This window comes from Nocardia sp. CA-128927 (genome assembly GCF_050955855.1).
Lineage (GTDB): Bacteria > Actinomycetota > Actinomycetes > Mycobacteriales > Mycobacteriaceae > Nocardia.
In genome coordinates this window covers 2,975,771-2,992,459 of sequence record NZ_CP192087.1, presented here as the reverse complement: position 1 = coordinate 2,992,459, position 16,689 = coordinate 2,975,771, and the positions used below count along the sequence as shown (strand labels likewise).

7 protein-coding genes are annotated in these 16,689 nt (G+C 66.4%); 5 read left to right on the top strand and 2 right to left on the bottom strand.

The genetic code is table 11. The features are described from left to right. Positions 1-6: 6 nt before the first annotated feature. Positions 7-504 carry a YbaB/EbfC family nucleoid-associated protein gene (locus ACQPW1_RS14150; protein WP_433663171.1) on the bottom strand — a complete coding sequence of 166 codons (498 nt, stop codon included), beginning with the start codon at positions 502-504 and terminating at the stop codon, positions 7-9. 237 nt (positions 505-741) lie between these two features. Here ACQPW1_RS14150 and ACQPW1_RS14145 point away from each other — a divergent pair, with 237 nt between their 5' ends. From ACQPW1_RS14145 to ACQPW1_RS14135, 3 genes are read left to right on the top strand one after another with little or no spacing between them, the layout of a single operon-like run. Continuing rightward, positions 742-1,164 (top strand): YbaB/EbfC family nucleoid-associated protein, encoded by a 423-nt coding sequence (locus ACQPW1_RS14145; protein WP_433663170.1) that lies wholly within the window; start codon positions 742-744, stop codon positions 1,162-1,164. Positions 1,165-1,182: 18 nt separating this feature from the next. After that, positions 1,183-14,115 (top strand): C2 family cysteine protease, encoded by a 12,933-nt coding sequence (locus ACQPW1_RS14140; protein ID WP_433663169.1) that lies wholly within the window; start codon positions 1,183-1,185, stop codon positions 14,113-14,115. 43 nt (positions 14,116-14,158) lie between these two features. Continuing rightward, positions 14,159-15,190: a hypothetical protein gene (locus ACQPW1_RS14135; RefSeq protein WP_433663168.1), complete on the top strand. Its 1,032-nt coding sequence runs from the start codon at positions 14,159-14,161 to the stop codon at positions 15,188-15,190. Between the two features lie 26 nt (positions 15,191-15,216). On the opposite strand, the gene ACQPW1_RS14130 is transcribed toward ACQPW1_RS14135, so the two are convergent. Continuing rightward, positions 15,217-15,756: a hypothetical protein gene (locus ACQPW1_RS14130; protein ID WP_433663167.1), complete on the bottom strand. Its 540-nt coding sequence runs from the start codon at positions 15,754-15,756 to the stop codon at positions 15,217-15,219. Positions 15,757-15,791: 35 nt separating this feature from the next. On the opposite strand from ACQPW1_RS14130, the gene ACQPW1_RS14125 reads away from it, so the two are divergent. Continuing rightward, entirely contained in the window at positions 15,792-16,346 is a 555-nt protein-coding gene (locus ACQPW1_RS14125) for a type VII secretion target (protein WP_433663166.1), read from the top strand. Between the two features lie 70 nt (positions 16,347-16,416). Beyond that, positions 16,417-16,677, top strand: coding sequence for an AMP-binding protein (locus tag ACQPW1_RS14120; protein ID WP_433663165.1), 261 nt, complete (start codon positions 16,417-16,419; stop codon positions 16,675-16,677). Positions 16,678-16,689: the final 12 nt, after the last annotated feature.

Sequence of the window (16,689 nt, the reverse complement as noted above, 5' to 3'; positions counted from 1 at the left end):
GCGACCTCAGTCGTCGTGGTCGCTGACCATCGACCGTCGCCCCTCGAATCTGCGCGCATCACCGAACCCGGCGCCCTCGTCGTGGTAGCGCCGTTCCGGCGAATTCGGCGGCGCGACCGACACCGGCGGTACCACCGGCATCATCGACCCGAGGTCGGGCGCGTCCTCGATGAGGTCGGACAGGCACGGCAGCTGAGACTTGCGCTCGCGCAACGGTTCCATGAGCAGGCGGGCCTGCTCTTGCACCTTCCTGGCGGCGCCTTGCACGGCTTCGGTCATCGCCTCGGCGATCTCCGTGTGGGTCAGATCGCCGATGTCATCGGCGAACCGGGTGTCGATGAGAATCCCGTCGGCGTTGACGGTCACAGTGATTCGCTTGTCGCACGCGGTGACGGTGGCGGTGAGCCTGGCCCGGTCCCGTTGAATCTTGGCCAGGCCCAGCATTTGTTCGTGCAACGCTTCCATCATCATCGCGGCATCGGCCTTCAGCCGTTCGTTTGCCACCAGAAGCCTCCACATCGTAGGTCGAGCCCGTTGCGCAACGCCGCGCTGAGCCCAGTTGTCACCCAATGGGATTCAACACCGTCCAAGTCATACACACGTAAGCCGAGGCATAAGCGCGACGTAATTATTTGATAATCGCGGATTTTCGGGGCGATGAGGTGCGGTAGCGTTCGTCGGGGAATCGATGCGGAAGGCATCGCCGGTTCCGATTTCTTCGGGCAGCAGGGAGAATTCGACGTGGACAACGATCGGGCCAAAGGCGATTTAGCAGATCTGCTCGATACGGTCAATCTGCATATTCGCTCGATTGCCGAGGCGCAGCGCCAGCGGGTCGAACTCACCGCCACCGCAACGGCGGCCAAGGGCCGGGTCCAGATCACCGTCAACGCCGACGGGGTCGTGATCGAGACCCGATTCGCCGACGACATCGACGAATTGGACTACGACGAGATCGCCGACGCCGTCACCGAGGCCACCCAGGACGCCGCGATGGAGGTGGCCCGGCGCGCCAACGAGTTGATCGCGCCCATCCAGCGCACCCGTTCGCAGCTGCCCAGCCTCTCCGAGATCGTCGCAGGCCTGCCGGATCTCAAAACCCGTGTCCCGGAACCACAACGGGCCTCGTTCGAGGCCCCGTCGGCACGTGACAACGACTACTGAAACAGCCCTGGCTGATCGATGAGCATCGAGATGCCCGAGGGCCTGCAGTGGCTCAGCTATCTCGCCGGTGCGTCCTGGCCGAAAGGCGACGAAGACGCGCTGTTCGCGCTCGGCGACGACTGGCACACGGCCTCCAAGGACTTGCACGACCTCATCGAGGCCCTGCACGTCGCGTGTAATACCGCGCAGGTGAGCTATTCCGGCGACGGCGCCGACAAGATGAAGAAACAGTTCGACCAGTTCTTCTCCGGCGATCAGTCCGTCGACAAGCTGGCCGAACAGCTGAAGCAACTGGGCGATTCGGTGCGCCAATGCGGCACCCAGACCGAGTACGCCAAGCTGCAGATCATCATCACCCTGGCGATCCTGGCCGCCGAGATCGCCTACGCGCTGGCCACGCTCTGGGGTGCGTGGGCGGTGCCCGCCATGGAAGCCGAAGCCGCGGGCGTGTGCCAGCTCATCGGCCAGCGACTGGTCACCTTCCTGGCGAACCGGGCCACCCGCCTCGCGCAGATGCCGATGTGGAAACTGGCCGCGATCACCGGAGTCGAGCAGGCCGCAATCGGTTTGGGCGCGGACGCCCTGGCCCAGGGCATCCAGCTGGGCAAGGGGCATCGCGACAGCTTCGACGTCAAACAGATGGTGATCTCGGGTGCTGTCGGCGGGATCTCGGGCGCGGTGGCGGCACCGGTCGGCAGCATGATCGGTAAGCGCCTCGGCAATTGGGTCGGCCACGACTCGATGACGTGGTGGAAGGCGGGCGGCATCGCGATCGGCGCGGGCATTCCCGCCGGTGTGGTCGGCGCCGGGGCGGGGCTCGTCGCCAACGGCGTCTTCACGGGTCAGTGGGAGTTCGATCCGGCCGCGATTCTCGGTGGCGTCGGCGGTGGGTTGGTCGGTGGCGTCCACGGTGTCGCGGGGCACGCGCAGTCGATCGGGATGACCAAGGGCGGCTACACCGGGCTTTCCGCCCCACCGGCGGTCGGTGCCGACGGCAGTCACGAGCGGCCGGACCCGAGGGTCGTCGAGGTCAACGACAGCGATAGCGGATCCACGCACAGCTCTTCGCACGACGACGGCGACGGCAACGGCCAGTCGTCCCGTTCGCCGTCGGTGCATTCGACCAGCGACCGATCCAGTGCGGAGCCCACGAATTCCACCGCCACACACAATGATTCGACGACCCGAAACGGTCGGCCGAACACTTCGGAGACGAACGGCAGGACCGAGACCAACAACTCGGCCGCGCAACAGAACAACAACTCGCAACAGAACAACAACTCGACGAGGTCCACCAACCAGTCACAGTCGACCAACCAATCGCAGTCGAACTCCGGCGCAGGGCGGTCCACTGACACCGCGCCCGCGCCGCAGCCCGCCGCGTCATCGCGCGTCGAGGGGCAGTCGACCCAGCAACCTGCGACGCGCACCGGGATCGATCCCAATTCGAGTACCTCGCAACCGCCGCCGCAGTCGGTGCACGCACAGTCCACGAATTCGCCTGTGCCGCAGGCGGCAGCGCAGTCCCACACCACGGAAACGTCGAATCTCGAAGGCAACTCCAATCATTCGACGACGTCAACCGCACAGTCGCACCCGTCCGTGGAGCAGCCGCTCACCGACGCGTCCACGAATTCGCCGCTGCCGCAGTCCGCACACGTTGAGAACATCGCGGAATCGCTTGTGCCACAGTCCTCGACGCAGTCGAACCCGGCAATCCGCTCGGAAGGACCGCCCGCACAACCGGTTACCGGAAACACCAACGCGACGCCGGGCAACACCCAGTCGCCGGTGACGCCATTGCGGAGTGAAGCGCCGTCTCCCCCACCCTCGGTCACCGACAAGACCCCGGTCCAGTCGCCGCCACCGTCGCCTCGCCCGAGCATCTCCTCGGTCGGCGACGGCTCCGCCCGCCCGCCGATCACGGCAGGCGTCCGAACCGACCCGATCGCGAACAATCAACGTGCGCCGATCTCGTCGACGGTCACCGCCGAATCGCAGTATCGCCCGGTCGAATCGGCGCAGGGCCCCCAGGATCACCTGGCGACCCCGAAACAGTCCGACGCGTCGATCGAAACCCGCAGGGAACCGGCGACTTCCAACCAACCGCCCCAAGATTCGGACGCGTCCAAGACCCCCGGCGCATCACTCGGACCGGCCAGAGGCTCCGACGAGTTCCCGAAGCCGAAGAGCGACGAGCCGGTTCCGCATCCGTCGGATTCGATCTCGCCCGAGCAGTTCCCGCACCCGGAGTCGATCAGCGAAAAGCCGCGCACTGGACTGGAATTCGCGCCAGAGGGTCGCTTCGACCCCACCCCGCAGCAAGCAGCCGCACTGCCCGGCCATCGCCTGGAGCGCCTCCCCACGGGCGGCGACGGCCTGTTCCGGGCGATCGATCACGCGACCGGCGGCAAGCTCGGGCCCGGACCAGAGGGCGTCCGCGAGAAATTCGTCCAGACTCTGCGGCAGCGCAAGGACAATCTGATCGGGAAGTTCGTCCCCGATGACCCGGACTTCCGGGAGGCAGCCCGGGAAATCACCCGGATCGACGCCAACCTGCGCGACTACCCAGATCACCCAGACCGCCGAGCCTGGGAGACCGAACGCGAGTTCCACAGGCAGGACCTCGAGTTGGAACGCTCGCAGGCGTTCGATATACAGCACGAACAGCTGTCCCGGCCCGGCCCGCACAACAACCAACTCGGCGACTTCCTGCTCTCCGAGGGCGCCGACGCGCACGACCTGCACCTGGTGGTGGTGAACCGCGACGGCACGATGATGCACTTCGGCCCGCAGGACCGTCCAGAGCACATCCTGGTTCGCGCCGACGAGACCGGCGACAACTACCACGTCGCCGCACCGATTACGCAGCGGCACAATGATTTCGGCAACTTCGAACCCGAGTCACGGCGCAGCACAACGCTCGACGGCGACTCGCACCCGTATCCGCTACAGGCACAACAACCCACCGGGGCACCCCAACGCGCCGGGCTGCACGGTCCCGCCACCAACACCTACTTCGGCGAGGACCTGGGAACCAAGCTCCAATCCGGACTCGACGGTGTGGAGAACCCGCCGCGCATCCAGTTCGATCGAACCGGAGTCGAGCCGCCGCCACTGCCCGTCGCCGATCGCTGGGAAAACCTCACGCCGGAGCGGCGTGAAGAGCTGATGCCGACGCCCGGCGTCTCGGTCACGGTGCCCAGGCAGACGGATATCTTCGGTGGTGACGTACTCACCCTCGTCTTGGACAGCGGCCGGTCGCATGAGCTACCGCTCAGGTTCTCCGCGCCGGCGACCCGCTTCGACTCGGTGTTCGACGGGCCGACCTACGAGGTTCAGCTACCGACCGGACGCGTCGAGATTCCCGAAGTGATGACGCGGGGTTTCTCGTTCCAGCCCGGTCCGGCCGGGCAACCGGGCACGCTGTCGTTGAACCTGGCGCGCGGCGGCGTCCGATTCATGGGCTACGACAACATCAATCACACCCCGGCTCCGTTCGATGTGCCGTACGAGGGCACCATCGTGGCGAAACCCGGCGATGGACCGTGGCGGTTGGTCAAGTTTCCCACCAGTTCCGAGTGGACCCGCGTCGCCGCCCCCGAGACGGTGCTGCCGAAGCTGCCGGTGCTCGAGCAGCGCCACCAGGACCCAATGTTCGGACCGCACGGCGCCCACCCTCGTGACGTGCGCCAGGGCGATGCGGGCGACTGCTTCCTGCTCGGCAACCTGAAGGCGGACGCCGAAGGCGACCCGCTGGCGATCGCCGTCGCCATGCGTGACCACGGCGACGGCACGGTCAGCGTCCGATTCCGCGACGCGGGCGCACTGGAATGGGTGCGCGTGGAGAAGAGCATCTACGTCCGGCCGGGCACGCACAGCGGGTTCTTCGTCGGCCACGAACCCGGAGAACCGTTGTGGGCCAGCATGATAGAGAAGGCCTACGCTCAACGATTCAATAACGGCAACGGCTACCACGGCTTCACCGACTTCGGAATTTCCTCCGTGGCAGCGGAACATCTCAGTCAGGGCTTCTACCATCCCGAGGGCGGTTTCCGACCGCAACCGGTCCGCACCGTGGGTGACGTCGGCCTGCTGAACCCGCTCCGATTCGATGTCAACACCCTGCACGATCTGGTGTCGGAGACCATCCAGCAGGATCGGGCGCGCGCCGGCCTGCCGAACCACACGCCGCCAAGGGTCGACCCCGAATTCCTCCGCCGGATCGCCGATTCCTACGACGACTGGAATGCCCGCGGCGACGCTCTGCGGGCGTCGACCTGGCAGGACCTGCTGACCGCCCATCCGAACGACCCCGCGGCCAGGACCGCCGGATGGAACCAGTTCGTGCAGACCCGTGACCTCGCCACCCCCGCCGGCTTCCGCAGCTATCTGGACGACCGGTATCCCAGCGGGGCGGACACCGAGAAGGCCGCTCTGACAAGCTATTTCGATACGGTGAACTCGGGCAAGCCGGAAGCCAGAACGCTGCCGGGCGAGGTCGCGGGCGCAGCGATCGCCGGGCGCATCGACTACGCGTTGCAGCGCGGCACCACCGTGACACTCGATACGCACCGGTTCGGCCAGGACAACGAAAACATCACCGAGGTACCGGGTTTGGTCGGCAGCCACACCTACGCGGTCATTTCCGTCGAACGCGACAGCAACGGTCAACCGCTCAGGATCCTGCTGGACAACCCGTTGGATCGCAATTTCGTGTTCCCGCCGGCGAAGGGTATCGAATACCGGCTCGCCCCAGGCGGACCCGGCTACACCACCGACTCCAACGGCGTCCAGACCCGCGAGGACCGGGATGGCACCATTTACACCATCCGCCCCAACGGAATCGAGTCCCGCCGGGATCCGGACGGCACCACCTACAGCATGGGCCGCGATGGCACCCGGCGGGTCGAGTTCCCGGACGGCTCACTGGACCAGTTCTCCGTCCCGAACGGCAGCAGAGTCTGGCAAACATCCGACGGAACACAGTTCGGGACCCACGCGGACGGCACCACCGAGCGAAAAGCCCCGGGCGGCAACTGGGTTCCCGACCCGGTCCGCGTGGACCCACCGGATCGCACCTTCCCACGCCGCGGCGGCATCATCGCCGTCGATCTGCGACATCTACCCAAGTTCGGCGCGCTCAATATGAGCGGTGCCGGTGCGCATGGCCTCTACGGTCCGGAGCCCACCGCGGGCGCCGCCATCACGCCTACCGCCACCGCGCACCCGTCGAGCGGACCCGAAATTCGTTCCCACACAGGCGATTTACGTCCAGACATACGTGTTCCGCACGACGGTTCGCAACCGCATCCTCGACGCGATTCCGGCGCAGACGAGCGGCCTGCGCAGCCGTCCGGCACCGGGCACCGACTCTTCGGCAACGAGTTCGGTCCAGCACCCGAACCACGCAGCGGCACAACAGATCCCGCGCCGCTCCCGCAGGGCCGCAGCGGCGAATCCGCCGACGGCAGCAGTCGGCACCGCACGCCCGACCAGGTCAACCCGATCACCGCGGCCGCCGTGCCGGGTTCCGATTTCCACGGTCATGTGGAAGCTCCGACCGTCAGTCACGTGGATCAGGTGCAGGCCCAGGTCGAAGGCGCGCTGCGCAGTGCGGTCGACGGTCACGGTGATCTGCGAGTCGATCCGATCGATGTGAACCGGGGACGGTACCGCGTCACCGACACCAGCGGTGTCTACGGCAGCGATCAGCACAGCTTCGAGGTGCGGGTCGAGACCCAGCGCATCGGCGACGACACCGCGGCCCGGTCGATCCTCAATCACGACAAGGGCCAGCACGTCATCCAGATCTCCGACCGGATCTCGACCAAGCACGTGCCACGCGCACTGGCTCATGAGATCGGCGAGATCGTCGCCGACCGCAAGCGCTACATCGTCGACAAGCTGGATGCATTCGGCCCCGACGAAGGCGTGCTACGTCCCGGCGAATCGACCGACGAGCCCGCGCTCACCCCGCACGACGCCGGTCGCATCCAAGAGCTCCGCGTACTCGGCCAACAACTCGACCAGCTCCCCAGCCCGGCCAACCGAACACCCGACGACCGAGCCCGCTACGACGAGCTGCACCGCGAAGCCATGGCATTGGTCGAGCATCTGGGTCTGCGCGAAGGCACGCCGGGCGCCGGCGACCGCAGAACCTTGATCAACGAGCACCTCGAGTCTTCACCCACCGGTCGCGATCAGGTGCGTCATCTACTCGATGATGCCGGTGGCGACAGAAATCGGCTCTCCTCGAACGACCAGCGCCTACTGCGTTCCATTCAGCGCCAGGCCGGAGTGGACCGAGCCGCGTTCGATGCGCATCGGGCCGAGCTGCGGCCCGCCTTCGACCGACCCATCGCGGACGAGGGCGGAAAGATCAGCCCGGAGCGAACTCGGGAGCTCGCCGACGAGAGCACCAACGAACGTACGAAACGCAGCGTGCAGACCCTGGCAGGTCTGCGCGAGCAGGCCGCAGGGGGCGATTACCCGAAGCTGTCGGTCATCGAAGCGGGCGGCGGCGCGGCACTCGCGGCCCGTGATCCGGCAGCACTTCTGGTCGACGATCGTGGACGTTGGCAGTCCGACAACGGCGACCGAATCGCCCAAACCGCAGACCAATTGCGCAACCTCCGCCAGACCGGACTCGGCGATCCCTACCAATTCGTCGACGAGGGCCGACCCGACGCCCGGGTGCCGCTCGATGCGGTCCGCTACTGGGAAGACTCGATCGCTGCCCAAGGACCGGTGGTCGACGGCAAAGCATCCTTCCGCATGGAAGGCGGGAAGCTGCTCGCCGACATCACCCCGATCGACGGCAGCCCGCACGTCACCGTGGAGGTCGACGGAATCCCGGTCATCGCGACCGGCTTCCCGCCCGAGATCATTCCCGGCACCCGCGAGGTCGGCGGCATGCACGGCACATTCGACACGGCCGCAAAGGAATTGGGCAACCTCAACACGCCTGCTGCCACAGCCGCGAAAGCTCAGGTCGAAGCGCTGTCCTGGCGCGACCCCGCCTCCGCGGACAAGGTCTCGGACATCCTGTCGGACAACAACATCGACCGGTCCGCTCTGACCAAGAACGTCAACCACGCGCTGGATTCGCTCAGCAACTGGAAGTCGTTGCGCGACAACCACCCCGGTCAGATCCTGTCCGGTGACGAAGCAAACCTCGCCGGAGTCGACCCCGACCTCGCCAAGCACTGGATCGTGGCCGGGACCGGCGGCACCGGCATCAGCGGCGTCGAGAACATGCTCAAACTCAGCACCGACGCCAAATTCACCATGATCGGCCGCAACGCGCCGCCAGGACTCGCGGACAACACCCAATGGAAAGAAGTACGCGGGCAGCACGACCTCGGCTTCGACGCAGGCAACCCCACCGCCGCCAGCAGACAGAACCCCGACGGCAGCTGGCCCAACCCCACCGCGACCGGCCGACTGACCATGGCATTCGACCGGAACATGAACATCACCGGAATCGAAGAACACACCGGTCCCCAGGGGTCCCGATTCTCCGTCGGCCCGCACGAAGGCGACGGTGTGATCGCCTCGCTCGGCACCCGCAATTCGGTACCGCCCGCCGTCGCCGATCTCGTGGACACCGCGATCAAACGCGACCCGAATTCAGTATCCGCGCGAATGCTTTTCGACAACGACGGCCAATACCTCGGTTATCGCATCACCGTCGACGGCCGCGATATCGACGTCACCGGCGCAGCCTCCCGCTTCTTCCCCGGCGGACAACTCTTCAAGCCAGGAACCGGGGATGTCCCACCGCTGCCCGCGTCGAACCCCGGAAAAGTGTGGAGTACCAACGACTCCCGCTACGCGCTGGCGCGATCCGGCCCCGGCTTCGCCGCACAAACCGCTTCGAACCGGGACGCGCCGCCCGAGGGCGGAAACTTCGACGGTGGATACGTCGCCTCCGCTACCCAGGCAACGCACTATGCGGCATGGCGACGCATCGACGGTACCGACGCAGCGCACACCATTACCGCTGCGGCCGTGCCGGGTTCGGAATTCCACGGTCACGTCGAACCACCGGCCACCAGTCACGTCGACCAGATCCGCGGCCAAATCGACAGCGCAGTGCACAGCGCGATCGATGGTCACGGCGGATTGCGGGTCGACCCGATCGATACGAATCGGGGCGAGTATCGCGTCACGGACACCAGCGGTGTCTACAGCAAAGACCAGCACAGCTTCACCGTGCGCGTGGAAACTCAACGTATCGGCGACGACACCGCCGCCCGGTCGATCCTGAACCACGACAAGGGCCAGCACGTCATCCAGATCTCCGACCGGATCTCGACCAAACACGTGCCACGCGCGCTCGCCCACGAGATCGGCGAAATCGTCGCCGACCGCAAGCGCTATATCCTCGACAAGCTCGATTCCTTCGGCCCCGACGAAGGTGTGCTGCGCCTCGGCGGACCGACCGACGAACCCGCGCTCACACCCCACGACGCCGGTCGCATCCAAGAACTACGGGTGCTCGGCGACGAACTCGACCGACTGCCGGCCACGCAGCAACCGGAACGCAACGCGCTGCGCGGTGAAGCGATGGCGCTGGTCGACCACTTGGGTCTGCGCGAAGGCACGCCGGGCGCCCAGGAACGCAGAACCCTGGTACTCGACCAGCTCGACCGCTCCGCCTCCGGCAGCGCGCACGTACGTAACCTGCTCGAAGACGCGGGCCGCGAGCCGAACCGGCTGCCGCCCGAGGATCAGCAACTCCTGCAACGCATTCAGGACCAGGCCAAGGACGACCAGGCCAGGTTCGAGGCCCATCGGAACGCCCTGCGGCCCGCCTTCGAGCGCCCCATCGCGTTCGACGGAGAACGCGCCACCCCCGAACAGACGCGGACACTCGCCGACCAGAGCACCCAGCAACGCGCGCAGCGCAGCGCGCAAACCGTCGCCGACCTGCGCGCACAAGCAGCAGCCGCACCGCAGGGCGACTATCCGAAACTCTCGGTCATCGAAGCGGGCGGTGGTGCCGCGCTCGCCGCACGCGATCCGCAAGCATTGCTGATCGACGATCGCGGACGATGGCAATCCGACAACGGCGACCGAATCGCCCAAACCGCAGACCAATTGCGCAACCTCCGCCAGACCGGACTCGGCGACCCGTATCAGTTCGTGGGTGAAGGACGTCCTGATGCCCGCGTACCGCTCGACGCGGTCCGCTACTGGGAAGACACCATCGCCGCTCGAGGTCCGGTAGTCGACGGCAGAACAGCATTCCGGATGGAGAACGGAAAGCTGCTCGCCGACATCACCCCGATCGACGGCACCCCGCCGATCACCGTGGATGTTCAAGGCGTACCGGTCATCGCCACCGGCTTCCCGCCCGAGATCATCCCCGGCATCGCCCGCGGCATCGGCGGAATGCACGGGACATTCGAGACGGCCGCAAGGGAATTGGGCAACATCACCACCTCCAGTGCGGCGGCGGCGAAGGCACAGATCCAAGCCCTCTCCTGGCGGGATCCGGCCTCGGCGGGCAAGGCCTTGGATATCCTGCCGGCCAACGGTATTGATCCTTCCGTGCTGTCCCAAGCAACCCGGGATTCGCTGGGTGCGATCGACAACTGGAAGTCGTTGCGCGACAACAACCCCGGCCGGATTCTCTCCGGCGACGAAGCCAACCTCGCCGGAGTGAACCCCGACCTCGCCGGTGAATGGATCGTGGCCGGCACCGGCGGCACCGGGATCAGCGGCGTCGAAAACATGCTCAAACTCAGCGACAACGCGAAGTTCACCATGATCGGCCGCAACGCGCCGCCTGGACTCGCCGACAACACGCAGTGGAAGGAAGTACGTAGCCAGCACGATCTCGGCTACGACCACAACAACCCACGGGCCGCCAGCGAGAAGATCAACGGCGACTGGCCCAACCCCAAGGCAACCGGCCGGCTGACCATGGCATTCGACCGGAACATGAACATCGGCGGCATCGAAGAACGCCCCGGTTCCCGTTTTGTTGTCGCCGGTTTCGAAGGTGATGGTGTCATCGCGTCGCTCGGCACCCGTAACTCGGTGCCACCGGCCGTCGCCGACCTGGTCGATACCGCGATCAAACGCGACCCGAATTCAGTATCCGCGCGAATGCTTTTCGACAACGACGGCCAATACCTCGGTTATCGGATCACCGTCGATGGCCGCGATATCGACGTCACCGGCGCGGCTTCGCGTTTCTTCCCGGGCGGACAACTCTTCAAGCCAGGAACCGGCGACGTCCCACCGCTGCCAGCGGTGAATCCCGGGACGGTATGGAGCACACAGGATTCCCGCTACGCGCTATCGGGTCCGGCCCGCGGCTTCGCCGCACAAACCGCCTCGAACCGGGACGCCCCGCCCGAGGGCGGAAACTTCGACGGTGGCTATGTCGCCTCCGCGACGCAGGCGACGCACTATGCGGCGTGGCGGCGTAACGACGCAGACGGGTCGAATGTCATTACCGCCGCGGCCGTGCCGGGCTCCGAATTCCACGGTCACGTCGAACCACCAGCCACCAGTCACGTCGAACAGATCCGCGGCCAAATCGACAGCGCAGTGCACAGCGCGATCGATGGTCACGGCAGTCTGCGGATCGACCCGATCGCAACGGCAAAGGGGGAATACCGCGTCACCGACACCAGCGGTGTCTACGGCAACGATCAACGCAGCTTCACCGTGCGCGTGGAAACCCAGCGCATCGGCGACGACACCGCGGCCCGCTCGATCCTGAATCACGACAAGGGCCAGCACGTCATCCAGATCTCCGACCGGATCTCCACCAAACACGTACCGCGTGCCCTGGCCCACGAGATCGGCGAGATCGTGGCCGACCGTAAGCGCTACCTCGTCGACAAGCTCGACGCTTTCGGTCCCGACGAAGGCGTCCTGCGCCCAGGCGGACCCACCGACCAACTCCAGCTCACCCCGCACGACACCGGTCGCATCCAAGAACTCCGCGTACTCGGCGAACAACTCGACCAGCTACCCGGCCCGGCCGACCGAACACCCGAGGACCGAACCCGATACAACGAGTTGCACCGCGAAGCGATGGCCCTGGTCGAGCATGTGGGTCTCCGCGATGGCACACCGGGCGCCGAGCAACGCAGGGCACTGGTGTTGGATCACCTCGAGTCCGGCTCCACCGGTCGCGACCAGGTGCGTCATCTACTCGACGACGCCAGCGGCCACAAGGACCAACTTTCCGCCAATGACCAGCGACTACTGCGTTCCATTCAGCGCCAGGCCGGGCAGGACCAAGCCGCGTTCGACGCGCACCGGGCCGCATTGCGACCTGACTTCGAGCGCCCCATCGCGTTCAACGGAGAACGAGCCACCCCGGAACAGACGCGGACACTCGCCGATCAGAGCACCCAGCAACGGGCCGAACGCAGCGTGACGACCCTCGCCGATCTGCGCGAGCAGGCCGCGAGCGGCGACTACCCGAAGCTGTCGATCATCGAGGCAGGCGGCGGTGCCGCGCTCGCCGCACGCGATCCGCAAGCATTGCTGATCGATGATCGTGGGCGATGGCAGTCCGACAACGGCGACCGAATCGCCCAAACCGCAGACCAATTGCGCAATCTCCGCCAGACCGGACTCGGCGACCCGTATCAGTTCGTGGGTGAAGGCCGCCCCGACGCCCGCGTACCGCTCGACGCGGTCCGCTACTGGGAAGACACGATCGCCGCTCGAGGACCGGTGGTCGACGGCACAGCGACATTCCGCATGGAGAACGGGAAGCTGCTCGCCGACGTCACCCCACTGGATCGCTCGACTCCACTCACCGTGGAAGTCCAAGGCATTCCGGTCATCGCGACCGGCTTTCCACCCGAGATCATCCCCGGCACCCGCAACGTCGGCGGAATGCACGGGACATTCGACACGGCCGCAAAGGAATTGGGCAAGCTCAACACACCCGCCGCCACCGCAGCAAAGGGTCAGATCGAGGCACTGTCCTGGCGCGATCCCGCCTCCGCGGGCAAGACTGTGGACATCCTAAAGACAAACGGCGTCGACCGGTCCGCACTGAGCGACAACCTCAACCACGCGCTGGATTCGCTGAGCAACTGGAAGTCGTTGCGCGACAACCACCCCGGCCAGATCCTCTCCGGCGACGAAGCAAACCTCGCCGGAGTCGACCCGAATCTCGCCAAGCACTGGATCGTGGCAGGCACCGGCGGCACCGGCATCAGCGGCGTCGAGAACATGCTCAAACTCAGCACCGACGCCAAATTCACCATGATCGGCCGCAACGCGCCGCCAGGACTCGCGGACAACACCCAATGGAAAGAAGTACGAGGCACGCACGACCTCGGCTACGACCACAAGAACCCTAGGGCTGCCAGCCAGCAGATCAACGGCGCGTGGCCCAACCCCGACGCAACCGGCCGACTGACGATGTCGTTCGACGAAAACATGGACATCACCGGCATCACGAAACAGTCGGACCCCCAAGGCACTCGGTTCGAGGTCGCGGGATTCGAAGGTGACGGCGTCATCGCGTCGCTCGGCACCCGCAATTCGGTACCACCGGCCGTCGCCGACCTCGTGGACGCCGCGATCAAACGCGACCCCGATTCGGTGTCCGGACAGATGCTGTTCGACAGCGACGGCCAGTACCTCGGTTACCGCATCACCGTCGACGGCCGCGATATCGATGTCACGGGCGCCGCCTCCCGCTTCTTCCCCGGCGGTCAACTCTTCAAGCCCGGAACCGGAGTCGTCCCGCCGCTACCTGCGACGGATCCCGGGACCGTATGGACTACCAACGACTCCCGCTACGCATTGTCGCGGCCGGGGAAGGGCTTCGCCGCACAAAACGCCTCGAACCGGGACGCACCGCCCGAGGGTGGAAACTTCGACGGCGGATACGTCGCCTCCGCCATTCAGGCCACACACTATGCAGCGTGGCGCCGCGGCGGCGGTCGAGCCTTCTCATGAACGAAACAACCGATGGCGTGGAGGACAAGATGGGTAGCGAACCATGACCGCGGCCTTCGCGGAGGTATGGCGGACGGCGGTGGCCGACGAGCCGAACGAGTGGGTGCGGGCCGTCGCCTATGCCGAGATTGCCGCGCGACCGGCCGCGATCGCCGTCGCGGGGCCCACGCTCGCCGCGTGGGACCTGGCGTCCGGTGCGCCGCTCATCCGGTCGAGTATGCCGGGCGGGCAAGAGAATTCGACTCTGCTGAATCTGACGATCGGTCGCCTAGACGGAACCCCGATCGCGGTGACCGGCGACATCGCGGGCCGCGTCCAAGCGTGGGACCTGACCAATGGTGAACCACTCGGGAAACCGGTCGCCGAACTGTACGGTCGGGCGGCGGCACTCGTCGCAGCGGGCGAACTGCTGCTGATCGGCCGGGGCGCGGGCGCGACCTCGTCGGTGTACGAGGTTCCGGTCAGCTCCGGATCGGTCGAGGTGTGGGACATCGCGACCCGGCAGTCCATCCACTCGCTGTGGCATGGCGGCTTCACCGACTCGATCGCCGTCGTCGAACATGGTGATCGCACCGTGGCGGTCGCGGGATCGACCTACGCCGCACGGCCGTTGCTGGATCCGGACGACTCCGAATCACAGCTCACGACCTGGGATATCCGGACCGGCGAAAGTCTCGACGAACCCATCGTGCTCACCGGCAACTCGGTGGCCGAACCGATGGCGGCGGGCGTCCTGGATGGACGCGCGGTCGCGGTCGTGGTGGGCGGCGGGGGTTTGCGCCTGTGGGATCTCGCCGAGCGGCGCGAACGGTCGACGATCCCCTGCCGCGGCCGCATCGAGGCGATCACCTGGGCGCAGACCGCGACCGGACCGATGGTGCTGGTCGGTGGCGGTGAGGTGCAGGCGACCGGCCGGAATTGGCTGCGCATGTGGGACCCGCGCGACTGGCGGCTGATCGCCGAAACCAGCACCGGCAGCGGCAGTATCTCGAGCTGCGCCGTCGCCCCGGACGGCAGCGTTATCGTTCCGTGGGGTGACCGTGTCCAACTGCTGCGCGTCCCGGAAACATCTTGACGCGCAGCACCTTCACCAGCCAGGAACTAGAGCCGGGACGACAGCGCGTCTCGGTAGGCACTCGCGGTCGCTTCGAGCCGCGCACGGGTGAAACGCCCCGGCTCGCGGTCATAAGCGGCGCGGCCGACGGCCGAGATGAACGCGTCCGCGGGGACAGCATCCATCGAGTCGGGGATGAACTTCAAGACTTCGGTCACTGCCTCGACGGCGGTAGCCGCCGCGATGCGGTCGCGGTCGCCTTGGTCCGGCGCGGCACCGGCCGCCGGGACCAGTGCCAACGACTTGGCAGCCTGCTCGGCGACCAGCAGGAATTCACCGGGGCAGATGATCCGCGACGCGGTGGGTCCGCCGAATGCGGGCGGCGACGGCGGGATGGCCTCGTCCAACTCGAACGTGAATTGCCGCGGCAGCCCGCAGCGCGCACAACTACCCCCGTACACGGCGAGCAGGCGCCCCTCCGGGTCCTCACGCAGCACATGTTCGGCTTCGAAACTCGTCTCGCCGCAGGAGCAGGCGTGCAGATCCATATAGAGCTGGCATTCGACGGACGACCGAGCAATAAGCACCCGGAAATGCTACCCCGACCGATCGAAGGAGCACGATGAGTAAACCCGTCGAGATCAAACCCGAAGGACTGCGCCGCGCCGCAACCGAATTCGACGATGTCGCCGATCGCGCCAAGAAGGTGCTGGACGCGTTGAAGGGCTCCTCCGAGAGCAAAGGCGAGCCGTGGGGCGACGACCACGCCGGTGAGAAGTTCGCCGATGGGGAGAAGGGATACAAGAAGAACCGCGACGGCACGTTCTCCTCACTGTCCAGCCTCGTGGGCGTCTTCCAGGACAACGCGAAGAACCTCCGGGATTCGGCGAAAACGTTCGAGGAGAACGAGCAGGCAGCGTTGCAGCCCCGGCAGGCGGTGCAGCGCACCAGGCGGGACTCGGTCCAGCGCTCCGTCGGGGGATACAGCCCCACTCTGCGCGATTCCGTCGCCGCGGTGCCGCGGAGCAGGCTGTTGCGCACCGACGCCATGCCGCGGAACGACACGGCCCCACTCGAGCCGTTCCAGGCTCCGCTGCGGCCGACCGAGATCACGCCACGTCAAACGATCCGCGACAACATGTACACGCCGGAGGGCGAGGTCGCCGAGCCCGAATAGGGTTTGGCGGAGCGGCCAAACTTGTTGAATCTCAAAGTATCTCGAGACCGGAATCACTATCATCGGTCCGGTGAGCTTCCCCGAGTCGATCGTGCAGGCATTGCATGCCGCTCCGGAAAAGGTGGTGGTCGAGCACGGTGCGCGGTCGATCACCCGGGGCGAGTTGGTCGCGATGATGGGCACGATCGCCGGTGGGCTGCGCGGGTCCGGGCTCGGCCCGGGGTCTGGCGTGGCGATGGCCGTGGACGTCAGCGCCGAGTCGTTGGCCGCGTACCTCGCGGCGTACACCCTCGGCTGCCGCGTGATCGGGGTGCGGCCCGGTCCTGAGTGAGCGACAGCAGGC

Coding starts and splice junctions, on each gene's coding strand:
- ACQPW1_RS14140 (WP_433663169.1), top strand. CDS start 1,183: ATGAGCATCGAGATGCCCGAGGGCCTGCAGTGGCTCAGCTATCTCGCC.
- ACQPW1_RS14125 (WP_433663166.1), top strand. CDS start 15,792: ATGAGTAAACCCGTCGAGATCAAACCCGAAGGACTGCGCCGCGCCGCA.
- ACQPW1_RS14135 (WP_433663168.1), top strand. CDS start 14,159: ATGACCGCGGCCTTCGCGGAGGTATGGCGGACGGCGGTGGCCGACGAG.